Raw genomic sequence first — 25,368 nt, 5'->3', positions numbered from 1 at the left:
TTACATATTTTAAGAAAGAAAGCGCCAGTCGTGATGACTAGCGCTTTCTTTTTTTATGAAAATGCATGCCTGTTTGCAGTTTTTATTGTATCTTTGCAGCAAATTTAAGAAATCAATGGCAGAAACATTAAAGGAAAAAACAGCGAAGGGGCTCTTCTGGGGAGCCATGAACAATGGGGCGATGCAGGTTATCGGACTGGTATTCGGCATCATCCTGGGCAGACTGTTGTCGAAGGAAGACTATGGAATGATGGCGATGATCAATGTGTTCCCGCTCATAGCGATTGCTCTTCAGAACAGTGGATTCGCTTCAGCCATCGGCAATCTGAAGAATCCTACAGCCAATGATTACAACTCCGTATTCTGGTTTAACATCCTTGTGGGTGGTTCTCTTTATGCCATTCTTTTCTTCTGTGCCCCTTTCATAGCCGATTTCTATCATGATGAACGGCTGGTTGCATTGTGCAGACTGGCTTTCATCAACATTCTCTTTTCCAGCCTGGGTACGGCTCAGGCGGCATTCCTTTTCAAGAACATGATGGTGAAGCAGCAGGCAAAGGCGAGTATCACGGCAGTGCTGCTGTCGAGTAGCGTGGGCGTTCTGATGGCATGGAATGGCTTTGCCTATTGGTCATTGGCTGCCCAGGGAGTGGTTTATGTGGGGTTAAATACCCTGCTGGTATGGCATTATTCCACCTGGCGACCTTCGCTGAAGATAGATTTCACGCCCGTGAAGACAATGTTTCCGTTCAGTTTCAAGATAGCAGCCACAACCATCGCCACCAAAATCAACGACAATGTGATGAATATCCTGCTGGGCCGTTTCTATACCAATGCCATTACGGGTAGCTACAACCAGGCTTATCAGTGGAACTCGAAGTGTTATCTCCTGCTGCAGGGAATGCTGAATCCGGTGATTCAGCCTACCTTGGTGAATCTCTCTGACGACAGGGAGCGCCAGCTGATGGCTTTCAGAAAGATGGTCAGGTTTATCTGCTTCCTTTCTTTCCCTCTGCTGTTCGGACTGGGACTCGTTTCCAATGAGTTCATCATCATCACGCTGACCGAGAAATGGCAGTCGAGTGCAGAACTGCTGCGTATGTTGTGCGTGGGCGGTTCTGTGATGCCACTCTATACGCTGTTTTCCAATGTGGTGATCAGCAAGGGTAAATCCGGTGCCTATTTCTGGTGTACGGTATCGCTGAGCGTTACCCAGATCGTGCTGATGCTGTTTCTCTGGCCTTATGGCATCCATCTGATGGTATCGGTCTATGTGGCATTGACCATCGGCTGGATGTTTGTATGGTATGCGCTGGCTTACCGCTATATCAGTTACCGTCCGCTGGACTTTCTGAAAGATACCTGTCCGTTCCTGCTGGCGGCTCTGGGCGTGATGATCCTCACCTATCTGGCAACGATGAGCATTACCAATCTGGCATGTCTGCTTCTGGCTAGGGTTGTGATGGCAGCCGTATTATATTTCGTGGTCATGAAAGTGGCTCGGGTTGCCATATTGGATGAGTGTATCCGTTTTGTATTAAAGAAAAAATAGATGAATATGATGGAAAATCAGACAAGACAATATAGTAATGAGGAGTTGAGAGCCCGGTTCAATCCCGAAGGTTCCCAGCTGTGGAAGCATCAGCAAAGGATGGTAGAGCTGCTGCTGGCTTTTGATGCCATCTGCAAGCGCCATCACATCCGTTACTGGCTGATAGGCGGCACACTGATTGGTGCAGCCCGCCATCAGGGTTTTATTCCCTGGGATGATGATATGGATGTGCAGATGCTTCGGGAGGATTATCTGAAGATGATTGAGATTCTGCCACGCGAACTGGATGAAACGATGGCGCTGCAATGCAGGCAGACGGACGAAAACTATTTCTTCCAGTATGCCAAGCTGAGAGACCGCCGTTCTGTGCTGGATGAGAACAATGGCTATGACAGGATTTTCAAGGAGCGTGGCATCTATATAGATATCTTTCCTATCGACAAGCATCCCAAATGGCTGCAGCGGCTATCGATACAGACCATCGGGCACACCTACAAGATATTGAAGCGGAAGGATCTGCAGGATGAAGTGCTCGTGGGCAAGGTGATGCGCTGGGTGCATCTGAATGAACGGCTGATTTATCCGGTGATGAGGGGCATCGCCAAACTGACCGGTGGCGCCTATCTGGATGCTTTCGGCGTGCCTTTTGTCGTAGAGCGCCATCTGGAAGACATCTTCCCGCTGACCACCCTGGAGTTTGAGGGGCATCAGCTGCCTGTACCGGGAAACTACGACAAGGTGCTGACAGATCAATATGGCAACTATATGCAGTTGCCGGATCTGGACAAGGTTAATCTGCATGTCGGCAAGTTGGAGTTCAAATCATGAACCAGTTATAAATGGAAAATTCCAGCAACTAAAGCGATTGCTTGAGTTGCTGGAATTTTTGTTGGCAGTGCTGCTTATAGCTGTAACCGAACCATTTGCGCTGATATTTTCTATAGGTATAGATGGTGCAGTATTTGAGGGAATCCCAAAGGGAATGTCTGCCCACCTCATAGATGGTTGGCGGAATCCTGACAAAATACAGGTCTGCCACCGTATCGAAAGCCGAGAAAGCCTTTACTCCCGGCAGACTCAGCAGCCATTCCTCAGCCATGAAACGGTTGTGCAGCTTGGTATCTTCGTCTAGGGCAGGGAGCGTTCTGAAATAAGAAGCCTTTGCCCACCAGAAGTTGCCGGCATACATCTTGTTCTTGAAAGGGGGGAAGAGATAGCTTCCGTAGGTATCATATCCCGCTTCCAGGGTGTTGACAGCCACTTTCCACTGGTTCATCAGGAAATATTCCATCATTCTTCTCCATGCCACAATCTTCTCCACGAACCCCCTGAATTCCTTGTCTTCCTGATTCAGGGGAGTCTGATAGGTGATTCCCTTGGTATGGAAATAGTAGAAGAGGAAGTCTTCGTGCTGCGATTTCTCATACATATAGTCGAGTGCCGGAAACTCGAATCGCTGCGGATTGGTGGTCTTGGAAACAAATTCTATCTTATCTTTAGAGTATTGTCCCAGGATATCTTCCAATTCCATGATGTCTTCGTCGTTTCTGGCGATGCAGCTGATATAGAGGCGGTTGCTTGCCTCGAGCAGTCCGCTGTCGGCAAGATGCTGCATCTGTTCCCTTACCATTTCTTTCCAGTTGGCGTCGCAGAAGATATGGTAGATGCCGTAGATGGGAGTAGAACAGGCAGGAGTATGGCTCCAGGACGACAGGTCCTTGCGTTCGTATATTCCCAATGTACTCTTGTATATTCTCTTTAGAATGGATGTCATGATTCTGATGGATGCTTTTGATGTTTTAATGAGAAGCTGCTGCTGATGCTTTCAGGGAATTGATGAGACGCTGGAACATGGTTTCCATGTCGTATCTTGGCGTCCAGCCGAGTTGATGCACCTTGCTGCAGGACAGACGAAGCCGGGTCATCGGAGAATAGCCCATGCCTTCCTTCAGCTGGATGACCGGCTGTATGTCGGGATTGAAAGTCTTGCAGAGGAACTTCGCCATATCGATGATGGAAATGTAGGTTGACTCGTTGGCAACATTGTAGGCCTCACCGTCTTCACCCTTCAGCAGGATGAAAAGGATCGCCTCGATAGCATCAATCGTATAGCAATAGCAGCGGCTCAGTTCACCGGTGGTATGGAGAACGATGTCTTCTCCGGCAATGATGTTGCGGGCAAACTGTGCGAAGACGCGGTTGTCATCTGCCGTAACGCCTGCTCCGAAGGTCTGGGCGAGGCGGGCTGTCTTGACGTGCACCCCATATTCGCGGGCATAGGCATGGCATAGACATTCGGCTGCTCTCTTGGCTACGGGATAGCTGCTGCGGGTATCTGAAAGATGGATGTATCCCTGCTCTTCCTCGCTGAGCGGATGGGAATCATCATAGATGCTTCCATATACCTCCAGGGATGAAACATTGACGATAGAGCCGGTGTTCTGGCGGAGGGCGAAACGCAGGAGCTGGGCCGTGCCGTCGAAATCGGTCATCATGGTTTCTACCGGTTTGCTGACAAAGTATTGTGAAGCCGTAGGACTGGCAAAATGCACCAGATAATCGATGTGAATCTCCTGTGGCATCTCCTCTGCCTTGCTGAAATCATGCTTCTGGATAATGATGCTCTTGCCCAGAGCTTCTCCTGAATGGGCTTCTTCCTGAGGATGACCCAGTACCTGCTGCGCCTTTTCTTCGTTTCTTACGAAGCAGACGATGGTCAGGTTTAGTCCGTGCTGTCTGTCTAGTTCTTCCAGACAATGAACCATGCAGGAGCCCAGCAAGCCCGTAGCTCCCGTAATGCCGATGGTCTTGTTTCTCAGTTGTTCGTAAAGCGGAAAGCTTTTGGCAAAGTCTTTCCAGTCTTCCAGTTCTATTTCGTTATGTTTCATTTCTTCTCTATCTTTATCAGAAACCGAAAATCTGCTGGTTCTCGTGTACTGTTACCATGGCACGGAACACGAAGAAATCGGTTGGCGTTGTAATCTTAATGTTCTCCATCGGACCGATGATGGTACCGAGTTTATAGCCGTAATGGCTCATCATCGTACAGGAATCAATAAAGTTGTGCCTGCCTTCTTCAATCGCCTTGCGGTGTGAAGAGAGGATATCTTTCAGTCGGAAACTCTGTGGTGCTCTGGCAATCAGAGAATTGTCTCGTTCCGGAATTTCCAGCGAGTTGTCTTCCTGTTTTACGATGAAAGTCTCTGTGGCTGGTATACAGGTGATGCAGGAGCCGCATTCTTCCACCTTTCGGATATTGTCTGTAATGGTTTCCTCGGTGATGAGTGGGCGTACGCCGTCATGAATGAGCACGTTGGCATCCTTGCCGTCGGCAAACTCCTCGGCAGCACAGAGTCCGTGATAGATGGAGTCCTGTCCGCTGTTGCCGCCAGGAACAATCTTCACTACCTTGCTGATTTCGAACTTGCGTATCATCTTCTCCAGGAAAGGAATCCATGATTCGATGCAGGCTACGACGATTCCGTCTATCTCCGGATGATTGTCAAACAATTCCAAAGTATAGATGATGATAGGTTTGCCGTTCAGTTCCAGGAACTGCTTAGGTCTTGACTTGGTGTGCATTCTGAGGCCTGAGCCTCCTGCAAAGATGACTGCTATGTTCATAAGATTCCTTTTTTAGAGAGTTATTATAAAGAATGTGGCTTTTTAGAGCCGCTTATTTCATGATCTGGGTTGCCTGGTCTGACATGTAAGAGATCAGCCAGTAGCCATTCCATGCCCAGAGATACAGGGTGAGTAACCAGCAGAAATATCTCAGGATAATCTGTTTGCCCGGTGTGAGTGACTTCATCAGATAGGCGATGGCAATAGGAATGATGAATATCCAGTGGCAAGCCATGATATACATCTCGTTTAGTCCGAATCCCATAACGAAGTGGATGACGATGTCTAATCCCAGCCAACTCAGTACCATGAGGAAGAACTTATGTCGGATGCCAACCACGATGCTGATGAGGAACAGCAGCGAGATGATGGCTTCGATGACATAATTGAATGTGTAGTTATACTTCACGATGGTAGGTCGGTTTACGCACATATCGTCCAGGAGATAAGAGTCGTGGAGCTGGATGGATTCTCCCATCATGTTGTGAATCAGGGCATCTGTCCTGGAAGTTGACGTATCGGTCCATTTCCAGAATCCTTCCTTCTTCATCGGTTCTCCTGTATGAGCCAGAACCCATGCATGATGGATGGAATCCTTTCGCTGCTGTTCCGGATCCTTCGCATGTGTCTTTACCTCAATCTGCTTATCTACATGAAACTGAGGTTCCCTTACCTCTGTATAGATAAGATAGGCTGTAGTTACCAGCAGGATGGCTGGCAGAATCATAGCCACGAGATTCTTAGGGGCGAAGACCTTCCTGCCGTTGGTAAACCAGGCTGCCAGATAGGTCTTGGCAATGTTGCTGAGGGTGACTCCTCCGGTCAGGAAACTGAGGATGCCGATGGTCCAGGCAGACAGTTGGCGTCTTTCCTTCATCGCCATGCCTGCCAGATACAGCGTCATGGTCAGCATGAGGAGCGACCAGCAGAAGTGGTCGGGTACCAGCATGGAAACCATCACCATACCGAAGGAATAGAGCATGGTGGAGAAAAGAATGCAGTCTTTCTTCTTCAGTTCTATGATTTCCCGGAAGATGCGATATACGAAGATGAAGGAATAGAAGGCGCTTGCAATGAGCAGGATAGCCATGAATATCATCGCATAGTTGGTATCGCCCGAAGATATCAGTTCCTTGTTGATGAGATAGAAGGGATAAAGGATGACAGCAAAGAGCGGATGGCGCGGAATCTCGAAATAGAGTTTGCCATTCGACATAAAGATGTACGACCATGCATCAAAGCCGGATACATGGAAGGTCTTGGCGAACAACTGCCAGAAGCTGACGTGGTGCGCTCTGAGGAAAAGGTTGCCGTATTTGTAGAAGAACAACCCGTTGAGCAGTACGAATACCAGTAAAGCCACGAGGGTCGGTATCCTTTCTTCTTTCTTGATTTTAAAAATATTCTTCATTCTTCTTTTCTTATTTGCCTGCAAAGTTAGTGTAAAAAATTGATTGTAGGAAGAAAAAATGGGAAATATTGCATCTTGGCTTGTTTTTGGGGCAGTTTTATTTGGCATTGTCTCCTTTTTGCGTTATCTTTGCAGAGAATATAGTTTCTAGAGTTGGCTAATTTTGTAAACAAGTAATATATATGAAACAACCTGCTAAGATAGATGTGGCTGTATTGATGCTGTTCTTCAATCGCCCGGATCATTTCCAGAAAGTTTTCGACGAGGTAAGGAAGGCTCGTCCTGCCAAGCTGTTCCTCTATCAGGACGGAGCTAGGGGAGAGCGGGATGTGCCTGGCATTGAGGCATGCCGCCAGATTGCGTCGGATGAGAATATCGACTGGGAATGTGAGGTGCATCGTTCTTATCAGACCAAGAACCAGGGATGTGACCCTTCGGGACATCTCTCGCAGAAATGGGCTTTCTCGATGGTTGACAAGTGCATCGTCCTGGAAGATGACTGTGTACCGTCTCAGTCGTTTTTTCCTTTCTGCAAGGAAATGCTCGACCGGTATGAGCACGATGAGCGTATCTCCATGATTGCAGGATTCAATGAGGACGAGATTACCGCTTATTGTCCCAACAGTTATTTCTTTACTTCGGTATTTGCCATCTGGGGTTGGGCTTCGTGGCGTCGTGTTTTCGATAAGCGCGATGAGCAGTATGCTTTCCTGGATGATGCTTATACCATGCGGGAACTGGAGTCGTTTGCCAAGAGCAGAAAGCTGCGTTCTGATCTAATCCGGATGATGCAGGACCATCGCGCCTCAGGCAAGCAGTATTTCGAAAGTCTGTTCTGGTCTGCCATGCTGCTGAGTTCGGGTATGGCGATTATGCCGGCAAAGAATCTGATTAATAATCTTGGCTTGTCTGATGAGTCTACCCATTTTTCGGGTAGCATGAAGACCACGCCGAAGGCTTATCGCAGGATTTTCATGATGAAGCGCCATGAATTGGAGTTCCCGCTCAAGCATCCCCGTTATATCCTGGAAGATGTTGAGTATAAGGAACGTCTCTACAAAATTAATTGCTGGGGCCATCCGTGGATTAAGATAGGCCGTTCGCTGGAAGAACTCTTCCTGAATCTGCGATACGGCAATTTCTCCATCATCCTGAAAGCCATCCGGAAACGGTTGGGAAAATGGATGGGAACGGAAAAGCATGTTTAAATGAAAGTATAAAAAAACGCCCTGTAAGAGCAAAAGCATCATTAACGTTTAGTTTTAAAGTTTTTGCCTTTACAGGGCGTTTCTTGTTTACAGACAGAAATATCTGAAAATCAGAGAACCATTGTATAGGATGAGATAGACGGTCAGGATGCCGATGGTGGTGATGATGCCCTTGCGGAATCTGCCTTGGGCTGACTTGCAGAGATATGCCATGGCTATTGGCAAGACATAGATCCAATGTGCCGTCATGATATATACTTCGTTCAGTCCGAATCCCAATCCGATGTGCAGAAACAGGTCGAGTGCAAAATAGGAAAGGGCAAGCCACAGGAACCTGTGCTTTCTGCCAGCCCAGATACCTCCGGCAAACAGCAATAGCAGGATGGCTTCTGCTGCATAGTTCCACCAATGGCGATAAGGTACAAACATCGGACGGGCACAGTTGTTTCTCAATTCATCTTCCAGCAGATAATCTTCGTGCAACTGGATGCTTTCACCGAAGAAGTTTTCGATGAGCGCCTGGCTTCTGGAGGTAGTGACATCGGTCCAGCTCAGAAATCCCACCTTCTTCATCGGTGCTCCCTTCTTTGGTCCTTTTTTCTTCTTAGCCTCTTCCTTTGCCAGCTGTTTTGCTTTCTGTATGCTGTCGTTCTTGGCTTTCTGTGCGATTTCCTCAGGCGTGATAATCTTGAGTCCTCGCTGGATGGAATCCTGAACGAGCGAATCCGTCAGCTGCTTCAGTTTGGCTGCACGTTGCTGTTTTTCCTTTCTTGCCGCCAACTTCTTGGCTTTCGCCTCTTTCTTCGCCATTTCCTGCGGCCATACCAGTGTGCGGTATTCCCATTGACAGAATCCCCAGAGCAGTCCTGCGGGTAAGACGACTGCCAGCAGAAGGTGCTTAGGCCGGAAGAACGCCTTGCCGTTAACGAAGAAGGAAGAGAGGAAAATCTTCAAACCGTTGTTGAGCGAGGTTCCTGCGGTGAGCAGGAAGTAGAGGATGCTCTGCCAGATCTTGAACTGATGATGACTCTTCATTCTCTTGCCGGAGATATAAAGTGCCAGAATTAGCAGCATCATCGAGATGACAAAGTGGTCGGGAACGATGGTGGTGACCATGACGAATCCGAAGGAAAAGAAGAGCAGGGTGAGCATCCGGGAAACTTTCTGTCCCAATTCTACGACCTCACGGAAGCTACGATAGAGGAATATCATGGCATAGAAGCCGCAGAATATCTGAATGGCGATGGCGATGAAGAGGGCACAGTTGTAGCCTGTCAGCTTCATCAGTCCCATATTCAGCAGATAGGGAACGTACATATAGGCTGCCAGCAATGGATGGCGGTATACATTATATGCCGCACTCCAGTCGCTCAATACCCAGTAAGTCAGCGGGTCGAAGCCTGATACGCAGAAGTGGCGGATGAAATTCTTGTAGTAATCATCGGTTATCTGTGTGAAAGCCCCAGCGTATCGGGCAATAACGAAGCTGTTGAGGACGGCAAGCATCAGGAAAATGACGAGTGCCAGCCATCTTTCTTCTTTTCTAATCTTGAATATATCGAAAACTTTTCTCATATTGGTTTTGCTATGATAAATCTTTTATTTCTATTTCTTTTTGAGAAAGAACCTCACCAGGAGGAAGTTGACTGGGATGCAGATGCAGAGCGTAGGAATCATTGCCCATTGTTTGGCGAGTCCCAGCCCTACGAAGACATTCAGGCAGAGGGTCTGCATCGAATAGTTGACGATGTGCGACAAGGTGAATCCTGCTCCCCGCTTGGCATTCGCTTTCACCTTGAAGGTATAGCGCGTGCTGGCGATGAAGTTGAAGATGAAACTCACCAGGTAGGCGATGGTATTGGCGGTAGTTGCCAGGGTATGGTCGCCTATCTGCGGAATGAAATGAGCCAGGGCTGGCATCATGGCAAGGTAGATGACGTATTGCAGTATGGTGGCTAGTCCGCCCACAATGCCAAAGCGCACTACTTCGCCCAGCTTTTCCCGCTTGGCATCATCCATATCGTTTATTTTTTTCTTGATATTCATGGTTCTATCCTTTTATTGATTTATCTTAATATCTTTCCCTTTCCGAAGAGGTAAGCCAGTTTGGTCTTTTCCATGATTCTGGCAATGGCGATACTTCCCAGGATGGCGAGTATCACGGTGAAGAGAGCAAACGAAATCTCGCTCGGATCCCAGGCAAAGAGGGGATGGTAGAACTTCGCAGCCATCGTAAAGATGGGGTGGAAGAGGTAGATAGGCAGCGTGTTGCGACCTATATATAATAAGGTGTTCTTGATTCTGTTGGTCACCTTTGCCGCTTTTTCTATCATTGGACTGAAATCCTTGAAGCGTTCGGGAGCATCGAGCAGGTGTTGCAGGAACAGCAGGGTGCTGATGCAGCACCAGCAGGAGAAAACGATGGCCAGGTTGCCCCAGTCGTACCAGTCATCGTGGTTGAGCAGATAAATCCACAGGATGATGGCGAAGGACTCGTGGCGGAACAGCTTGTTCCACTCCGTCTTGCTCTGTCGGATGATCACGCCGATGAAATAATAGGCTGCTGCACTTGCCGATAGGGCTGGAGTTTCTGATATCAGGAGCAGCGTAAGTGCGAAGACGAAAAGGCTGGCATAGGTATCTCTTTTCGTATAATTCTTGCGTAAATCATTCCAATTCCTTCCACGGAAGCAGAAATAATAGAGCGTTCCGCAGATAATCATGGTCTGGATAAACCAATAGGGACCGATGGAAGTGACGAAGATTTTCTCGCATATCTGGGAGAGGGAGAGCTCTGTGATGCCATCTCTCACCGGCATATAATAGGAGAGGACTGAGAATCCTGTCACCATGATGACATAAGGCAGGGCGAGGCATTTCAGATAGTTTCCCATCTGCCTGCCGGTCTTCTCGATGTTCACGAGATAGCCCGTGATGATGAGGAAGGTAGGCATCATGAATGACAGGATGCCTGCCTTGAGCTGGGGATATGCGTTGCCGAAACTCACGATATGAATCAATATCATGAGGATAATGAGGATGGCTCGAATGAAATCGAGATCGGTATTTCTTTTCATCTGGTTCCTTCTGATTTATATGTTTCTATATCTGTGACTTATCTTTCTGGAAGACTTCTTCCGGGAGTGATTATTCTCTGAAAGGTTTATTCACTGGATGGTTTATTCTCTGAAAGGCTTGTAGTGCCCCTGGTCTGCGAAGGCAAGCATCTCCTTATCGCCACGGCTGTCGCCGAAGGCTTCTATCTCATAGAGAGAACGGTCGAGAATTGTCTTGTCGCCGGTATCTGCTGTTTGTGATGCAGAAAGGGCTTCCGTGATTCGGCATACTTTTTCTGCTCCATAACAGTTGTTGCTCTTGAAGCGGCCCGTCAGTTTGCCTTCTACAACTTCTATCTGTGTACCAAGCACCTGAACGCCTTTCAGATTCCGAATCTCAAAGAAGGGGCGCACCCAGTTGTCGATGCTGGCACTTACGATGAAGACCTTTGCCCCAGCCGCCAATGCTTCATGTACCAGGGTGATGCCCTTAGGACGAAGCAGATGCTGGCTTTCTTCAGCGAAGCCACAGCAGAGCGCATCAAACTTCTCGATGCGCATGCCGGCAAAGAGGTGAGCAAAGATGAGTTGCTTCGCCTTCCAGTTGGGAAAGAGATGCAGTTTCATCAGCACCAGGAGCGGGCTGTACATCAGAAAAACCATCAGGAAACGGCTGGTTCCCTTGGCATACTTGATGAATTCCAGCAAGGTATCGCTTGTTGTCAGTGTTCCGTCGAAATCGAAACAGTATATTTTCTTCTTCATTTCTTGTTCTTCTTTTGGATTAATCTTATACGATATAGATAAGGATGAGGAAGGAGAGCAGCCAGGCAAGGACGATAAACTGGGTAATCCTGTCGCGCAGGATAATCTTCGTAGGGTCGCCGCTCTTCTGGTCTACCACTGCTATCTGGATGTATCTCAGCAAACCCACCAATACGAATACACTGGTAAGATAGAGATAATCAGTATGGAAATTCTCGATAACCTCAGGACTCACCGTATACATGATGTAGCATACCAGGGTAACCGAGGCGGTAATGGTAATTGCCTGGTTGATGAAGGTGAGGTTATAGCGGCTGGTGTTCTTGCGGGGAGCCTCGCCCGTCTTTTCCATGCGCAATACATCGTCGCGGCGCTTGGCAAAACTCATGAAGAGGGTGATGAGGAAGGTCATCAGCACAATCCACTTACTCAGCATGATATGGGTAGCCACACCACCTGCCAGCAGGCGGAGTACGAAACCGAAGGCTACGATACAGACATCGATGATGGCATACTGCTTGAGCTTGGCGCAGTAGCAGAGGTTTAAGAGCCAATAGAAGGCGATGATGCCCATGATTTCCCATGATTCCAGCAGACAGCATGTACCCAAGGAGAGTGCCAGCATGAGAAACATCAGACCGTATGCCTGCCTGATGCTTACCGCTCCTGATGCAATCGGGCGGTGGCACTTCACGGGGTGACGGCGGTCGGCCTCTACATCAAAGATGTCGTTGAAGCAGTAGATGCTCGATGCAGCAAAGCTGTAGGCGAAGAAGGTAATCAGTCCAGCCAGCAAAGCATCGATATGGAACAGGGCACCGCCAAAGAACAGCGGTACGAAGATGAATCCGTTCTTGATCCATTGTTTTGGGCGAATCAGTCGCATTAAGGCAGCCATTCCTTTGCTGTCTTTCATTTTATTCTCGTTCATAAAAACTCCTTTTTACTTGATAATCTTAGCTAATTCATTAGAAATCCATCCTGCTATCTTGCTCAATATCCATGCTGCAGGCAGGGTGATTGCTATGCAGGCAAGGAAGGTTGGCCAATAGCCCAGATGATAAGGTTCTATATATTTGAGTACGAAGTGGATGTGGATGAGATAACATTCCAGGCTCAGTGCTCCTACCAGCATGAAACCGCGGTTGAACCAGTGGGGCGTACGGCGGAAGATGCGGTTGAGCAGCAGGATACTCGTGATGGTGAGCGGGATATAGAGCATTCGCTCCAGGAAGAGCGGGAACATGCCATGTTTCTCCTGCTCCAGGAAGATACTTGCCAGCAGCGTCATCAGGAACATCAGCCATATCATCCATATCGAGGCTCCGTCGAGTGTCTGCTTCTGTCTTACCATCTCACCCATATTGATGCCGATGAAGAAGATAGGCACGCGGCTCCAGAATATCTCCAGATGTCCCACAGCCTGATGTATCGGGGTGACATATTGTACCAGGATGCACCACATAATCATCACCACCGGCAGCCATCGGTAGATAGGATGCCGTTTGATGAGTTCCATGTAGGCTGGGGCAAAGAGATAGAGCATCATCGTGGCAGGAATATACCAGAAGTTAAGCTCGTCGTGCAGCCAGAATCCCCAGTTGATGGTTATCTCGCCAAAGAGATTGACCCAATTCCAGGTGCTTCCGCCGTGAAAGCCAGGAATATAGAAGAGACAAGCGATGATGAGCCAGGTGGGATAGATGCGCAGATAGCGGCGGATGAAGAAATGCCTTGCAGAAGGAGTCTTCATCCACGAGAACCACAGTCCTATTCCGCTGAGGAATAAGAACATATCTACTCCCACATTACCCATTCTGCGAAGCCCGAAAAAGGCATCCTCTCTAGGTAGTGCTACATGGAACAGGATGATGAAGAGCATCGCCGCTCCCATCAGTTCGCCACGAAATCTGCTGATATTCGCCAGTTCTATATCTTTTATCTTCATAAGCTAAGTGAAGAGTGAAGAACGAAGAGTGAAGAATTCTCTTGTCTTCTTGTTTGTTTTTTGTTATGGAGGTGAAAAACGAAGGGTGAGTTTCAATAGCTATTGAATTCTTCACTCTTCACTCTTCGTTCTTCACTCTCAATACTTTGGATTTGGAATCTTCTTCATCAGTTGGGTAAACAGCCATGCCAGACAAACGCTGGCTATGATGTAGAGCAGCAGACCGGCATAGATGTCGCCACGGCGACTGATAGGGATGAAGATTTTGCGGGCTACCGGATGAATGACGAAGAGGGCACCTGAGATGCTGCCCATCCATGCCAATACCTTGTAAGTGCCCTTCAGCCAGTTGATGTCCTGCAGGAGTTCAGCAAGCAGTACGCTCAGCAGACAGATGAAGAAGGGAACGAAGGTCCAGCCCAGCATGCTTCCGCTCAGACTGTAGATGAGCGAGATGCTGAAGATGATGCCAAAGAAATTGGTAACTGGAGAATGGAAGGTCATCAATATCTTCTCGCCATAACGTGCATAGAGGATGCCGAGTCCGAATGGCAGCATGCCTCCCATGAAGTTGTAGCGGTAGCGGTTCATCGCTTCACTCTCCGGATTGTCGAATCCCAAGGCTAGCTGAATGCCGATGCAGATTGCCATCAGCGCCACCGTCCATCCCCAGTGACGGCGATAGATGAAGAGGCGGTATACGATGTAGAGCTGCAGCATCAGTCCGAAGAACCAGTATGGTCCCGGCCAGATGATGTTGTCTGGGTTTGGCAATACATTGTTGAACATGCCCAGCATTGCCACAATGTCGAGCGCTGCATAGTGATGAGAGCCCGGCGTGATGAGGTCGAGCATGGTGAATGCTGCAAAACCGGTTATCATCATCTTGAAGAGTTTCAGATAATGATAGCGCACGAAGCGCAGCGGCTCGCGCCAGTTGATGCGCCAAGCCGATTTCTCACCAGAGATATGATATATCTGTGCTTCCTGTTCTGCTGAGAGGTGGGGTTTTGCCTCATATTTCATCACCAGTCCGTAGGCACTCAGGAAGAGGAATACCGGCACTCCGTAATGACCGAAGAACGAGAGCAGGTGGATAGGCAGGTTAAAGTCGGGATTGACGATAACCTGAGCCAGCCAGTCTACGTTGTGCTGGATATACTGATATTCGTTCTCCTTGACGATAGGACCTAGCCAATGACAGTAATTGTGCAGGAAGATGCCGATGATGGCAAGTCCTCTCAGTGCATTGCAGGCTTCTCTTGTTAATATCGACTGTTTCATTTCTTATCTCCTTTCTTGCTTTTTTCCTTTTTACTTTTTTCCTTTTCTACCTTTTCCAGATGCTCGTCGCGCAGCTGGTCGTAGTCGGCTGAATTCTTGAGGATACGTGGTCGCATCTCGTTGTATTTCGGACTCAGGATATTATATTCCTCCTTGTAGGTAGGCGTCTCGATGCCAGCCAGATATAATAATAGGTGAGGCAGGGCATCGGTCATGAATCGCTTGTCCTTTGCCTTGCGTATCTGACGGTAGATGTCGCGGTGGTTCCTGATATACTTCGGTGAACAGTATATCCAGAAAGGAATTTCGAATTCGTAGTGGGCCAGCGGCCAGTCGATGTTGGCTGAATGGTTACGGCAGATAAAGCCGCGGTCCTCCTCATAGCATTCCTCGCCATGGTCTGGTACATAGATGACAACGGCATCCTCCTTCTGGAATCGTTTCACGATCTGCGCCACGATAGAGTCGTTGTAGAGGGTAGCATTGTCGTAATGGCTCAACATCTTGCGCTGTGCCGTGGTCAGCTCTGGTCGCTTTTCCTCGTAGCTGCTTGCCCAGAACTTGGCTTGTTCCTTGCGGTAGCGCAGCTTGTAGTTCACGTGCTGTCCCATCAGGTGGAAGATGGTGAGGTTGTGCTCCTTTTGGAATGTCTTCAGACTGTCGTCATAGTCTTTCAGCAATCCGTCGTCAAGATCGTGCAACTGGGTATTGCGATGGTCAAACTGCAGCTTGCTCAGTTCCGGATTGTTCAGGAAGAAGCCACCGCTGAAGTCATAGACGGCTTCTTTAGCCTGCGGCAGGAATTCGTTTGTGATGAAGGTAACGTTGTAGCCAGCCTTTCTGAACACTTCCGGGAAGAGCGGATAGTCGCACCATTCTCCTTTCTTGCCTATCACATGGGTGGAGAGCATGTTCTTGAATACGAAGCTGGTCAGGTTCCAGCAGGTTACTACATCGGTGAATTTGGTGAGTTTCCGGCTCTTTTCCAGGGCTGTCTGTCTAGGAGTCGTCTCCATGAAATAGCCGTATTGCTGCGAGTGATGTCTGCCGTAGCTTTCGCCGATGATGAGCACGATATTAGGTGAGCGATAGCTGCAGCTGTCCACCTTTACGGTATGTGCGGCACGGATAAGCTGGGTTATCTGATGCGCTGCCAGCTGGTTGGCATAGATACTGAAGTCGAGTCGGTAGATAGGCAGATAGAGCACGGCATGGTCTTTCTCTGTCAGGGTGTGCTCCACCTCTCCGATGGTTTTGCCCGACATCAGCTTGTGGAAAGCCGTCTTGTTGTGCCATGAAGTGCACAAGCCGGTGATGAAAACAGCGATACAGAGGATTCCGAAACTTGCCGGCATGGCTGCGGTCATACGAGGAATGGCCATCAACCGTTTCTTGAGCGAAGCCAATTCGAGTATGGTGATGAGGAAGACATAGAGCTTGATGAGTGGCTTGCGGAAGATGGCGATGAGTATCTGAATCAGAGCCAGGAGCAGGATCCAGCCTACGCTGCTGAAGAGAACTTCGGCAGAGATGAGTGCTGAGAGGAAGTTGCTCGCCTCTGCACTGTTGGTTTCACCCACCAGCATCAGCATGGAAGGATTGAGTGTGGAACCGAAATTCACGAAGCAATAGGTGTCTGCGGCTGCGGTGCTATATAATATAATGTATAGCACGATACGTAGACAGAAGCGTACCTTCTTGGGGAAGATAGCAAGAATGGCACACAGGAGGTAGAGGTCGACAAAGAGTTCCAGAAACAGATTGTCGTACAATGAGCCATATTTCGGTATGGTCACCAGTGAACTGATCGTGCCCAGTAAGTACATGAACACGAAGAAGTTGGCATTTCTGCGAATAGGAGCAGATGCCACACTAAGACACTTCTTGATGATTTCTTTCCAACTCATATCTTTCTATTGTTGTTTAAAATGTTGTAAACAGTTTTTTGAAGCAAACGTTATATGCTTTTAAAAGGCAGAAGTTTCCAAACACCCGGATGTTATTTTTTTATCGGGTGTTATAGTTTCTTTTTACCAGTTCTTCGATGCTCTCCGGTACCATTCCCTTGATACTCTTTCCTTCTTTGATGCGCTGCCGTATCTCGGTACTGCTGATGTTGAGCAATGGAGTTGCTACTATTGTTACGCCTTCAGGCACTTCGCCCACGCTGCTTCCCTGACGGGGATAGACAACGATGGGGTAGTGGGCAAGGATATCTTCGTGATGATACCACTTGTCGAAGGCAGCCCAGTTGTCCCCACCTATCAGCAGCGTAAACTCGATGTCTGTGAATTCCTGGCTGATGGCTTGAAGCGTGTGCCAGGTATAGGATGGCTTGGGCAGGCGAAACTCGTAGTCGCATGTCTTGAGCTGAGGCTCCTTCTCCAGTGCCTTCTCTACCATTTCCAGTCGCAGATGGTCATCGAGCAAGTCGGTTGCCGTCTTTTTAAAGGGGTTCATAGGCGATACCATAAACCACACCTCGTCCAGCCCCGCCTTCTCGCACAGGCTTTTCGCCAATGCGATATGGCCGGTATGGATGGGGTTGAAGCTACCGCCAAAGATTCCTACTTTCTTACTTTGAACTTTGAACATAGAACTTTGAACTTTATGATTAGCAAAGCGAGCTGTATTTGCCTTTTGGACAGGCGATGGAATCGCCTGGAACGGGGGCTTTGCTTTCTGATAGCGGGCTTTGCTTTAGCTATTCTTTGCTTTTGCTTTAGCTATTCTTTGCTTTTGCTTTAGCTATTCTTTGCTTATGCTTTAGCTATTCTGCGTCTAAAAAGGCTTTTACGAGCTGATAAACTTCTTGCTGAGCCTTCTCCAGGTCATCGTTGACAACGACGTGGTCGAACAGAGGAGCGAAGGTCAGCTCATAGCTGGCTTTGGCAAGGCGCTGTTCGATAACCTCTGGGGTATCAGTATTACGACCCACCAGGCGGCGGCGCAATTCCTCAACCGAAGGTGGCTGTACGAAGATGCTCAGGGCACGGTCGCCATAGAAATTTTTGATGTTCACACCGCCTTTAACGTCAACGTCGAAGATTACCGACTCGCCCTTGGCAAGCTGGTTTTCCACCTGCGACTTCAAGGTGCCATAGAATCTGTCCTGGTAAACCTCCTCGTATTCCAGGAATTCATCAGCTTCTATCTTAGCCTTAAACTCCTCAGGAGAGAGGAAGAAATATTCAACACCATTCTGCTCTGTGCCACGAGGAGCACGAGAGGTACAACTGATGGAGAAAGCCAACTTCAACTCTGGGTGTTCTTTCATCAACCAGTTGACGATGGTGCTCTTACCACTGCCCGATGGGGCACTGAAAATTAATAATCCGTTCTTCATTGTTCCTTTTTCTTTTTATATGCCATTCTTTTGCCAGGCGATGGAATCGCCTGGAACGGGGGCTCTTTTTTGGGAGCTCTTTTTGGGGAGAGCTTTTCTTTTTTGGGGGCTCTTTTTGGGGGCTCTTTTTGGGGGGCTCTTTTTGGGGAGAGCTTTTCTCTTTAGAGAGCATTCAGCACCTGTTCCTTGATCTGCTCCAGCTCGTCCTTCATCTTCACCACGATGTTCTGCATTTCTGCCTGGTTGCTCTTGGAGCCGGTGGTGTTGATTTCGCGTCCCATTTCCTGTGCGATGAAACCGAGTTTCTTTCCTACGCCATGACCTTCCTCGTTCATGGTCTCACGGAAATACTTCAGGTGGTTGGCAAGACGCTGCTTCTCCTCGCTGATGTCGAGCTTCTCGATATAGTAGATAAGCTCCTGCTCCAGTCGGTTCTTGTCATAATCTACATTCGGAATCTGCTGCAAGCCGGTAACGATGTTCTGTCTGATCTTCTCCACGCGAGCCTTCTCGTATGGTTCGATGCTAGCCAGGAGAGCCTGGATGTTATCCACTTTCTCGGTAAATTTCTTCTGAAGAGCGGCTCCTTCCTGCTTGCGGAAGTCCTGAAGATGGGTCACAGCCTCGCAAATTGCATTTTTGGCAACCTCCCATTCCTCTTCTGTCAATTCTTCGACTTCTGTCTTCGTTGTTACATCAGGAAGACGCAACAGACAGTTGTACCAGTCAGTTGGCTCAGGAATACCGGTTTCTTCCGATATTTTCTTGATCTGCTGGTAATAATTCTGTACAAGCGCACCGTTGATAGGTGTAGCATCGGTGGCAGCATCCTTCTCTATCCAGATAGAGAAGTCTATCTTTCCTCTTTCCAATGACTTAGCGATGTACTGACGAATTTCCATCTCCTTCTCTCTGTAGAGCGGAGCTATACGTGTAGAGAGGTCAAGCGTCTTGCTGTTTAATGACTTTATCTCTACATTAATCTTCTTTGTTTTGTAGGCCGCGGTAGCTTTTCCGAAGCCTGTCATTGACTGTATCATATAATCTTTCGCGTTAAATTTCTGCAAAAGTACAAAAAAAAGCGAGAAAATGCGTATATTTGCAACTTATTTAAGAATATATTTTTAAATTATGTCGTGTATTTTGAATATTGAGACGAGTACGGACGTGTGCTCAGTGGCAATTAGTGATAGTGGACAGGTGATTTTCAACAAGGAAGATCACTCAGGTCCTAACCATGCAGTTAAGTTGGGTGTGTATGTTGATGAGGCTTTGGATTTCCTCGATTCTCATGGTCTTCCATTAGAGGCTGTGGCTGTAAGTTGTGGTCCAGGCTCCTATACCGGATTGCGTATCGGCGTGAGTATGGCGAAGGGCATCTGCTATGGCCGTGGCGTGAAGTTGATAGCAGTTCCAACCCTTGAACTGATGGCTGTGCCTGTATTGCTAGGCGAACATCCTGAAGATGAAGACGCCCTCATCGTACCTATGCTCGACGCCCGTCGCATGGAGGTATATGCCGAAGTGCTCGACCGCGCCTTGAAGGTGGTTCGCCCTATCCAGGCTGATATTGTGGATGCTGATACTTACAAGGAATACCTTGATCAGCATCATGTGTATTTCTTCGGCAATGGTGCTGCCAAGTGTATGGAGACCATCAATCATCCTAACGCTCACCTCGTAGAGGGCATTGAACCATTGGCAAAGAACATGGCTCCGCTTGCTGAGAAGCGATTTGTAGAAGGCAAGTTTGAGGATGTTGCCTATTTCGTGCCTTTCTATCTCAAGGACTTCGTAGCCAAGATGCCGAAGAAATTAATTTAAGCGGCTCTCATCCATGAGCGCATTGACTATATTAAAATAATTAGATGAAGAAGAATATGAATATACAAGGATTAGATTACAATACACAGCGGGAGAAACTCGTGCTGCCAGAATATGGCCGCGAAATCCAGAAGATGGTGGATCACTGTCTGACGCTCACCGACCGCAATGAGCGCCAGCGTTGCGCTGAGTCCATCATCAGTATCATGAAACGTATGTTCCCAGAGGGAATGACGCAGGCAGAGAAAGACCGTAAGTTCTGGGATCATCTTGCCATCATGAGCGGATTCCAGCTGGATATCGACTATCCTTACGATATAGCTCATGCTGCTCTGATTGCCAAGAAGCCAGAGCCTATGGACTATCCGATGAAGCGCATTCCTGTGCGTCATTACGGAGCCATGATGTTCGGTGTGTTTGAACAACTCGAGCATATGGAGCCGGGAGCAGAGCGTGATGCGCTTGTAGAATTGACAGCCAATCAGATGCGTCGCGACCTGATGCAGTGGAGTCATGGCTCGGCTGATGAGGAGAAGGTGGCTTCTGACCTTGCCCGCTATACTCATGGTAAGATACAGCTGGATCTGGGCACCTTTAAGTTTGCTCCTATCCGTGATGTGCCTTACAATAATAATAACGGTAAAAAGAGAAAATAAGTAACACATTATTAAATAGAATTCTATGGAGTCTTTCATTATAGAGGGCGGACATCCGCTCCAGGGTACCATCTATCCCCAGGGCGCCAAGAACGAGGCGCTGGAGGTAATCTGTACCACCATCCTTACCGATGAGCCTGTGCGCATTAATAATGTGCCGGACATATTGGATGTGAACAACCTCATCAAGTTGCTCAAGGAAATAGGTGTAAAGGTTACTCAGCATAACCGTCACGACTATACCTTCCAGAGTGACGAACTGAATCTGGACTATCTCGAAAGTCTGGAGTTTGTGAAGAAATGTTCTTCCCTTCGTGGCAGTGTGCTCATGTTTGGTCCGCTGCTCGGAAGATGCGGCAAGGCTACCATTGCCAAGCCGGGTGGCGATAAGATTGGTCGTCGCCGTCTCGATACCCATTTCCTGGGTTTCAAGTATCTGGGTGCAACCTTCGTCCATGACGAGGAGCGCAATGTGTATCAGATTCAGGCAAAGAAGCTCAAGGGCTGCTATATGTTGCTTGATGAGGCTTCCGTGACGGGTACAGCCAATATCATCATGGCTTCCGTCCTTGCTGAGGGAACCACCACCATTTACAATGCGGCTTGCGAACCTTATATCCAACAGCTCTGCCATCTGCTCAATGCGATGGGAGCACAGATCAGTGGCATTGCCAGCAATCTGATTACCATCGTGGGCGTCAAGAAGCTGCATGGTGCCAGCCATCGCATCCTGCCCGATATGATCGAGGTGGGTTCGTTTATCGGAATGGCTGTCATGTGTGGTGCCGGCATCCGCATCAAGGACGTTTCGGTCAAGGATCTCGGTATCATTCCTGATTCTTTCCGCCGTCTCGGTGTGAAGATCAAGGTAGAGGGCGATGACCTTGTCATTCCGGAGCAGAAGCATTATGTGATAGATTCGTTTATCGACGGTACCATCATGACGCTTGCCGATGCTCCATGGCCTGGACTTACGCCAGACCTTCTTTCGGTGCTCCTCGTGGTGGCTACTCAGGCTCGTGGCAGTGTGCTTTTCCATCAGAAGATGTTCGAGAGTCGTCTCTTCTTCGTAGATAAGCTGATAGATATGGGTGCACAGATTATCCTCTGCGATCCTCATCGTGCCGTGGTGGTAGGTCATGACCATAAAATCAAGTTGCGTGCTGGCAGGATGACGAGTCCGGATATTCGTGCCGGTATCGCCCTGCTGATTGCTGCCATGAGTGCCAACGGTACCAGCCGTATCGAGAATATCGCTCAGATAGACCGTGGTTACGAGGATATCGAGCATCGCCTCAATGCGCTGGGTGCCAAGATTACCCGTGTCTGCGACTAGGTGTTCAAAATTCAAAGTTCCAAGTAATATGATTAGACGTGACGAAGTATATAAGATAGGTAAGTTGGGAAAGCCTCATGGGGTGAAGGGCGAGATAACCTTTGCCATTACCGATGATGTTTTCGACCGTGTGGATGCCGAGTATCTGGTGCTCGACATCGACGGCATCCTCGTACCTTTCTATTTAGAGGAGTATCGTTTCAAGAATGATGAGAATGTACTCGTGAAATTTGAGGATATCGATACCCAGGAGCAGGCTCGCAACTATACCGGTCGCGAGGTCTTCTTTCCACGCCACCTTTCAGATAGCGATGGTGAGAACATGACCTGGGCAGAAATCATCGGTTTTCAGCTGGTAGATGCCGTAAGCGGAAAGTTGGTAGGTACTCTGGATCGTGTTGATGATTCCACCCTCAACCTCCTTTTCGAAGTGACGACTCCTGAAGGTGATGACATTCTCATCCCTGCCAGCAACGACCTCATCGAAGAGGTGAATGCTGAAAAGAAGGAAATCAGAATGGCGATTCCGGAAGGATTGCTTGACTTATAAATGATATAATGATGAAGAAACAACAGATATGTATTCTCGGTTCTACCGGCAGTATCGGCACGCAGGCACTCGATGTCATCGAGCAGCATAGCGACCTTTACGAGGTATATTGCCTTACCGCCAACAACCGGGTGAAGGAACTTGCCGAGCAGGCACATAAGTTCCACCCTGCTGCCGTAGTGATAGCCAACGAGAACCACTACGAGGAATTGCAGGATATGCTGAGCGATGAGCCAGATATCAAGGTTTATGCAGGTGCCCGGGCGCTTTGCGACATAGTACAGGCAGAGCCTATCGATATGGTGCTGGCTTCCATGGTTGGTTTTTCTGGCTTGGAGCCGACTATCCATGCCATCAAGGCTCGTAAGAAAATTTGTCTTGCCAACAAGGAAACCCTCGTGGTGGCAGGTGAGTTGATTTGTAATCTTGCCCAGGAATATCATGTGCCTATCCTTCCGGTAGACAGTGAACACAGCGCCATCTTCCAGAGTCTGGTGGGCGAGGGCGACAACGAGGTAGAGAAGATTCTCCTGACCTGTTCGGGCGGTCCGTTCCGTAATTATACCCACGAGCAGTTGGAGAAGGTTACTGCAGCCGATGCCCTCAAGCATCCTACCTGGGATATGGGAGCCAAGATTACCATCGATTCGGCTTCGCTCATGAACAAGGGTTTCGAGGTGACGGAGGCGAAATGGCTTTTTGGCGTTCCTGCCGACAAGATAGAGGTTCTCATCCATCCTCAGAGTGTTGTTCATAGTGCTGTTCAGTTTGTCGATGGAGCCGTGAAGGCTCAGTTGGGCGTGCCTGATATGCGTCTGCCTATCCAGTATGCCTTCTCGTTCCCTCAGCGTCTGCATCTCGATGGGGAGCGTCTCGACCTCTTCAAGACGCAGGATTTGCAGTTCTTCAAGCCTGACTATAAGAAGTTCAAGTGCCTGCAGCTTGCCTTTGATGCTATCAGGAAGGGTGGCAATATGTCGTGCATCGTGAATGCAGCCAATGAGATTGTGAATGCCGGTTTCCGCAAAGGCGAATGTGGCTTCCTCCAGATGGCAGACATCATCGAGGAGACGATGGCTAAGGCCACCTTCGACAGCAATCCAGATCTCGATGTCTATCTGCAGACGGATGCTGAGGCTCGCCGCATAGCAACGGAGCTGATGCTCAAGTAATAATTAATAATGTAGAATTAATAATTAATAATTAAAATGAACGCAGGATATAGGACTCATCATAAAGTTCAAAGTTCCAAGTTCAAAGTTCAAAGTAAATAAATGGAAGTATTTTTGATCAAAGCGTTGCAGCTGATGCTGTCGCTTTCCATCTTGGTGTTGCTCCACGAGGGCGGACACTTCTTCTTCTCCAAGCTCTTCGGTGTAAGAGTAGAGAAGTTCTATCTGTTCTTCGACCCTTGGTTCCATCTCTTCGAGTTCAAGCCAAAGAATTCGGATACCACTTACGGTTTGGGATGGTTGCCTCTCGGAGGATATTGTAAGATTTCGGGTATGATAGACGAGAGTTTCGATACTGAACAGATGAAACAGCCTGAGCAGCCTTTCGAATTCCGCAGCAAGCCGGCATGGCAGCGCCTGCTGATTATGATTGGCGGTGTGCTGGTCAATTTCGTACTGGCTCTCTTCATCTATTCCATGATTCTTTTCCATTGGGGCGAAGACTATGTAGCTACCAAGGACATGACTCAGGGAATGAAGTTCAATACCGAGGCAAAGGCTTTGGGTTTCCAGGACCATGATATTCTCGTGGGTACTGAATTCGGAGCTTTCAAGACCTTTGATGGCGACATGTATCGCGATCTTTCTACAGCCACTCGTGTAGATATCATCCGTGGCGGCAAGCCGATGAGTCTCAATCTGCCAGGCGACCTCGACATGCTCAGCATGATCAAGGAGAGTCCTCGCTTCGTAGAGGTTTATCTGCCATTGCAGATTGACAGTGTGATGAAGGATTCTCCTGCCAGCAAACTGGGTTTGGCAAAGGGTGATAAGATTCTCGCTCTGAATGGCAAGAAGGTGGATTCTTTCAATGAATTCCAGTTGGAGCTGGGACGCATCAATGATGTTCTCGCCTCTACCTCTTCTCATCAGGACAGCGTGAAGGCATTGACAGCTCAGGTAACCTATCTCAAGGCGTCTGGCGATACATTGAAGAACAATGTCATGCTGCAGTCTACCGAGAACGGTGTGAAGTTTGGCTTCTATAATCATCCTGTTCTCCTGGATTACAAGGTTACCCATATCAGCTACGGCTTCTTCCAGAGTTTCCCTGCGGGTATCAAGTATGGTTGGAATGTATTGTCGGGCTATGTAGGCGATATGAAGTATGTCTTCACCAAGGAAGGTGCCAAGAGTCTGGGTGGTTTCGGAGCCTTGGGCAGCTTGTTCCCTTCTATGTGGGATTGGCACGCCTTCTGGATGATGACCGCTTTCCTGAGCATTATTCTGGCGTTCATGAACATTCTTCCTATTCCGGCATTGGATGGCGGACATGTGTTCTTCCTCCTTTACGAAATCATTACAGGCCGCAAGCCGGGCGATAAGTTCATGGAGCGTGCCGAGTATGTCGGTTTCGCTATTCTCCTCCTCCTGCTCGTTGTAGCCAACCTGAATGATGTGTTGAGATTCTTCCACCTGATGTAAATGCCTTATATAATTAAGGTGGATAAAATATAGAAAAGATAAAGGTCGCTGCCATGACGGTAGCGACCTTTTTGTTGGTATTTTATATGAATCGGTTTTTGTTAATTTTAAATTTTGTTTGCTATTTATCGTATTTCGTGTCTTGTAGTTT

The 25,368-nt window shown here is 48.3% G+C and carries 24 protein-coding genes; 9 read left to right on the top strand and 15 right to left on the bottom strand.

The features are described from left to right. Positions 1-115: 115 nt before the first annotated feature. The gene (locus tag ACTQ16_RS01035; protein ID WP_294969184.1) at positions 116-1,552 is read left to right on the top strand and encodes a lipopolysaccharide biosynthesis protein; all 1,437 of its coding nucleotides are present in this window, start codon (positions 116-118) and stop codon (positions 1,550-1,552) included. Positions 1,553-1,558: 6 nt separating this feature from the next. Beyond that, positions 1,559-2,380 (top strand): LicD family protein, encoded by an 822-nt coding sequence (locus ACTQ16_RS01030; RefSeq protein ID WP_441935675.1) that lies wholly within the window; start codon positions 1,559-1,561, stop codon positions 2,378-2,380. 28 nt (positions 2,381-2,408) lie between these two features. Here the strand turns inward: ACTQ16_RS01030 and ACTQ16_RS01025 are convergent, their stop codons facing one another. Genes ACTQ16_RS01025 through ACTQ16_RS01010 form a run of 4 tightly spaced genes read right to left on the bottom strand, consistent with a single transcriptional unit; the run spans position 2,409 to position 6,587 of the window. Next, on the bottom strand, positions 2,409-3,326 hold the full coding sequence (locus ACTQ16_RS01025) for a hypothetical protein (protein ID WP_441935673.1): 918 nt from the start codon (positions 3,324-3,326) through the stop codon (positions 2,409-2,411). Positions 3,327-3,351: 25 nt separating this feature from the next. Continuing rightward, a complete protein-coding gene (locus ACTQ16_RS01020) occupies positions 3,352-4,440 on the bottom strand; it encodes an NAD-dependent epimerase/dehydratase family protein (RefSeq protein WP_441935671.1) in 1,089 nt (362 codons plus the stop codon). Between the two features lie 16 nt (positions 4,441-4,456). After that, positions 4,457-5,176 carry an IspD/TarI family cytidylyltransferase gene (locus ACTQ16_RS01015; RefSeq protein WP_117662268.1) on the bottom strand — a complete coding sequence of 240 codons (720 nt, stop codon included), beginning with the start codon at positions 5,174-5,176 and terminating at the stop codon, positions 4,457-4,459. 52 nt (positions 5,177-5,228) lie between these two features. Next, a complete protein-coding gene (locus tag ACTQ16_RS01010; protein WP_441935668.1) occupies positions 5,229-6,587 on the bottom strand; it encodes a DUF6080 domain-containing protein in 1,359 nt (452 codons plus the stop codon). Positions 6,588-6,769: 182 nt separating this feature from the next. On the opposite strand from ACTQ16_RS01010, the gene ACTQ16_RS01005 reads away from it, so the two are divergent. Beyond that, complete coding sequence (locus ACTQ16_RS01005; RefSeq protein ID WP_294969199.1) at positions 6,770-7,795, top strand: hemolysin activation protein; 1,026 nt, start codon at positions 6,770-6,772, stop codon at positions 7,793-7,795. Positions 7,796-7,882: 87 nt separating this feature from the next. Here ACTQ16_RS01005 and ACTQ16_RS01000 read toward each other — a convergent pair whose 3' ends face one another. The 11 genes from ACTQ16_RS01000 to ACTQ16_RS00950 all read right to left on the bottom strand — a co-directional run bounded on the left by ACTQ16_RS01000 (position 7,883) and on the right by ACTQ16_RS00950 (position 19,234). After that, positions 7,883-9,370 (bottom strand): DUF6080 domain-containing protein, encoded by a 1,488-nt coding sequence (locus ACTQ16_RS01000; RefSeq protein WP_441935666.1) that lies wholly within the window; start codon positions 9,368-9,370, stop codon positions 7,883-7,885. A gap of 30 nt (positions 9,371-9,400) precedes the next feature. Next, positions 9,401-9,841: a GtrA family protein gene (locus ACTQ16_RS00995; protein WP_153125635.1), complete on the bottom strand. Its 441-nt coding sequence runs from the start codon at positions 9,839-9,841 to the stop codon at positions 9,401-9,403. A gap of 20 nt (positions 9,842-9,861) precedes the next feature. Next, positions 9,862-10,872 (bottom strand): acyltransferase family protein, encoded by a 1,011-nt coding sequence (locus tag ACTQ16_RS00990; RefSeq protein WP_441935664.1) that lies wholly within the window; start codon positions 10,870-10,872, stop codon positions 9,862-9,864. Between the two features lie 102 nt (positions 10,873-10,974). Then, positions 10,975-11,616, bottom strand: a complete 642-nt coding sequence (locus tag ACTQ16_RS00985; protein ID WP_441935662.1) for an HAD family hydrolase — start codon at positions 11,614-11,616, stop codon at positions 10,975-10,977. Between the two features lie 25 nt (positions 11,617-11,641). Further along, a complete protein-coding gene (locus tag ACTQ16_RS00980) occupies positions 11,642-12,514 on the bottom strand; it encodes a decaprenyl-phosphate phosphoribosyltransferase (protein ID WP_441935862.1) in 873 nt (290 codons plus the stop codon). Between the two features lie 45 nt (positions 12,515-12,559). Beyond that, complete coding sequence (locus ACTQ16_RS00975; RefSeq protein WP_441935660.1) at positions 12,560-13,564, bottom strand: acyltransferase family protein; 1,005 nt, start codon at positions 13,562-13,564, stop codon at positions 12,560-12,562. Between the two features lie 138 nt (positions 13,565-13,702). After that, a complete protein-coding gene (locus ACTQ16_RS00970) occupies positions 13,703-14,848 on the bottom strand; it encodes an acyltransferase family protein (RefSeq protein ID WP_294969216.1) in 1,146 nt (381 codons plus the stop codon). Beyond that, a complete protein-coding gene (locus ACTQ16_RS00965) occupies positions 14,845-16,755 on the bottom strand; it encodes a sulfatase-like hydrolase/transferase (RefSeq protein ID WP_441935658.1) in 1,911 nt (636 codons plus the stop codon). The genes ACTQ16_RS00970 and ACTQ16_RS00965 overlap by 4 nt, the downstream gene beginning before the upstream one ends. Before the next feature lie 100 nt (positions 16,756-16,855). After that, a complete protein-coding gene (nadD, locus tag ACTQ16_RS00960) occupies positions 16,856-17,443 on the bottom strand; it encodes a nicotinate (nicotinamide) nucleotide adenylyltransferase (protein WP_294969222.1) in 588 nt (195 codons plus the stop codon). Positions 17,444-17,618: 175 nt separating this feature from the next. Then, positions 17,619-18,194: a guanylate kinase gene (gmk, locus tag ACTQ16_RS00955; RefSeq protein ID WP_441935657.1), complete on the bottom strand. Its 576-nt coding sequence runs from the start codon at positions 18,192-18,194 to the stop codon at positions 17,619-17,621. A 161-nt stretch (positions 18,195-18,355) separates the two neighbouring features. After that, on the bottom strand, positions 18,356-19,234 hold the full coding sequence (locus tag ACTQ16_RS00950; protein WP_217760504.1) for a YicC/YloC family endoribonuclease: 879 nt from the start codon (positions 19,232-19,234) through the stop codon (positions 18,356-18,358). Positions 19,235-19,325: 91 nt separating this feature from the next. Here ACTQ16_RS00950 and tsaB point away from each other — a divergent pair, with 91 nt between their 5' ends. The 6 genes from tsaB to rseP all read left to right on the top strand — a co-directional run bounded on the left by tsaB (position 19,326) and on the right by rseP (position 25,217). Next, positions 19,326-20,018, top strand: a complete 693-nt coding sequence (gene tsaB / locus ACTQ16_RS00945; protein WP_153125618.1) for a tRNA (adenosine(37)-N6)-threonylcarbamoyltransferase complex dimerization subunit type 1 TsaB — start codon at positions 19,326-19,328, stop codon at positions 20,016-20,018. Between the two features lie 56 nt (positions 20,019-20,074). Continuing rightward, positions 20,075-20,674 carry a DUF4290 domain-containing protein gene (locus ACTQ16_RS00940; protein ID WP_294969230.1) on the top strand — a complete coding sequence of 200 codons (600 nt, stop codon included), beginning with the start codon at positions 20,075-20,077 and terminating at the stop codon, positions 20,672-20,674. Positions 20,675-20,699: 25 nt separating this feature from the next. After that, positions 20,700-22,010 (top strand): UDP-N-acetylglucosamine 1-carboxyvinyltransferase, encoded by a 1,311-nt coding sequence (gene murA / locus ACTQ16_RS00935; protein ID WP_295347029.1) that lies wholly within the window; start codon positions 20,700-20,702, stop codon positions 22,008-22,010. 28 nt (positions 22,011-22,038) lie between these two features. Continuing rightward, positions 22,039-22,560 (top strand): ribosome maturation factor RimM, encoded by a 522-nt coding sequence (rimM, locus tag ACTQ16_RS00930; RefSeq protein ID WP_294699896.1) that lies wholly within the window; start codon positions 22,039-22,041, stop codon positions 22,558-22,560. 11 nt (positions 22,561-22,571) lie between these two features. Continuing rightward, the gene (locus ACTQ16_RS00925) at positions 22,572-23,732 is read left to right on the top strand and encodes a 1-deoxy-D-xylulose-5-phosphate reductoisomerase (protein ID WP_441935860.1); all 1,161 of its coding nucleotides are present in this window, start codon (positions 22,572-22,574) and stop codon (positions 23,730-23,732) included. A gap of 102 nt (positions 23,733-23,834) precedes the next feature. Continuing rightward, the gene (gene rseP / locus ACTQ16_RS00920) at positions 23,835-25,217 is read left to right on the top strand and encodes an RIP metalloprotease RseP (RefSeq protein WP_295347030.1); all 1,383 of its coding nucleotides are present in this window, start codon (positions 23,835-23,837) and stop codon (positions 25,215-25,217) included. Positions 25,218-25,368 lie beyond the last annotated feature (151 nt).

Source organism: Prevotella sp. LCP21S3_D2 (genome assembly GCF_052118345.1).
GTDB lineage: Bacteria > Bacteroidota > Bacteroidia > Bacteroidales > Bacteroidaceae > Prevotella.
The sequence above is the reverse complement of the archived record's forward strand: the minus strand, read 5'-3'. Positions and strand labels throughout refer to the sequence as shown.

Bases quoted from the DNA above. Each gene is read 5' to 3' on its own strand.
- tsaB (WP_153125618.1), top strand. From the start codon at position 19,326: ATGTCGTGTATTTTGAATATTGAGACGAGTACGGACGTGTGCTCAGTG.
- ACTQ16_RS00985 (WP_441935662.1), bottom strand. From the start codon at position 11,616: ATGAAGAAGAAAATATACTGTTTCGATTTCGACGGAACACTGACAACA.
- rimM (WP_294699896.1), top strand. From the start codon at position 22,039: ATGATTAGACGTGACGAAGTATATAAGATAGGTAAGTTGGGAAAGCCT.
- ACTQ16_RS01010 (WP_441935668.1), bottom strand. From the start codon at position 6,587: ATGAAGAATATTTTTAAAATCAAGAAAGAAGAAAGGATACCGACCCTC.
- ACTQ16_RS01030 (WP_441935675.1), top strand. From the start codon at position 1,559: ATGATGGAAAATCAGACAAGACAATATAGTAATGAGGAGTTGAGAGCC.
- ACTQ16_RS00925 (WP_441935860.1), top strand. From the start codon at position 22,572: ATGAAGAAACAACAGATATGTATTCTCGGTTCTACCGGCAGTATCGGC.
- ACTQ16_RS00965 (WP_441935658.1), bottom strand. From the start codon at position 16,755: ATGAGTTGGAAAGAAATCATCAAGAAGTGTCTTAGTGTGGCATCTGCT.
- ACTQ16_RS01015 (WP_117662268.1), bottom strand. From the start codon at position 5,176: ATGAACATAGCAGTCATCTTTGCAGGAGGCTCAGGCCTCAGAATGCAC.
- ACTQ16_RS00950 (WP_217760504.1), bottom strand. From the start codon at position 19,234: ATGATACAGTCAATGACAGGCTTCGGAAAAGCTACCGCGGCCTACAAA.
- ACTQ16_RS00940 (WP_294969230.1), top strand. From the start codon at position 20,075: ATGAATATACAAGGATTAGATTACAATACACAGCGGGAGAAACTCGTG.
- murA (WP_295347029.1), top strand. From the start codon at position 20,700: ATGGAGTCTTTCATTATAGAGGGCGGACATCCGCTCCAGGGTACCATC.
- ACTQ16_RS01000 (WP_441935666.1), bottom strand. From the start codon at position 9,370: ATGAGAAAAGTTTTCGATATATTCAAGATTAGAAAAGAAGAAAGATGG.
- ACTQ16_RS00970 (WP_294969216.1), bottom strand. From the start codon at position 14,848: ATGAAACAGTCGATATTAACAAGAGAAGCCTGCAATGCACTGAGAGGA.
- ACTQ16_RS00995 (WP_153125635.1), bottom strand. From the start codon at position 9,841: ATGAATATCAAGAAAAAAATAAACGATATGGATGATGCCAAGCGGGAA.
- ACTQ16_RS00980 (WP_441935862.1), bottom strand. From the start codon at position 12,514: ATGGCTGCCTTAATGCGACTGATTCGCCCAAAACAATGGATCAAGAAC.
- gmk (WP_441935657.1), bottom strand. From the start codon at position 18,194: ATGAAGAACGGATTATTAATTTTCAGTGCCCCATCGGGCAGTGGTAAG.
- ACTQ16_RS01035 (WP_294969184.1), top strand. From the start codon at position 116: ATGGCAGAAACATTAAAGGAAAAAACAGCGAAGGGGCTCTTCTGGGGA.
- ACTQ16_RS00975 (WP_441935660.1), bottom strand. From the start codon at position 13,564: ATGAAGATAAAAGATATAGAACTGGCGAATATCAGCAGATTTCGTGGC.
- rseP (WP_295347030.1), top strand. From the start codon at position 23,835: ATGGAAGTATTTTTGATCAAAGCGTTGCAGCTGATGCTGTCGCTTTCC.
- ACTQ16_RS00990 (WP_441935664.1), bottom strand. From the start codon at position 10,872: ATGAAAAGAAATACCGATCTCGATTTCATTCGAGCCATCCTCATTATC.
- ACTQ16_RS01025 (WP_441935673.1), bottom strand. From the start codon at position 3,326: ATGACATCCATTCTAAAGAGAATATACAAGAGTACATTGGGAATATAC.
- ACTQ16_RS01020 (WP_441935671.1), bottom strand. From the start codon at position 4,440: ATGAAACATAACGAAATAGAACTGGAAGACTGGAAAGACTTTGCCAAA.
- nadD (WP_294969222.1), bottom strand. From the start codon at position 17,443: ATGTTCAAAGTTCAAAGTAAGAAAGTAGGAATCTTTGGCGGTAGCTTC.
- ACTQ16_RS01005 (WP_294969199.1), top strand. From the start codon at position 6,770: ATGAAACAACCTGCTAAGATAGATGTGGCTGTATTGATGCTGTTCTTC.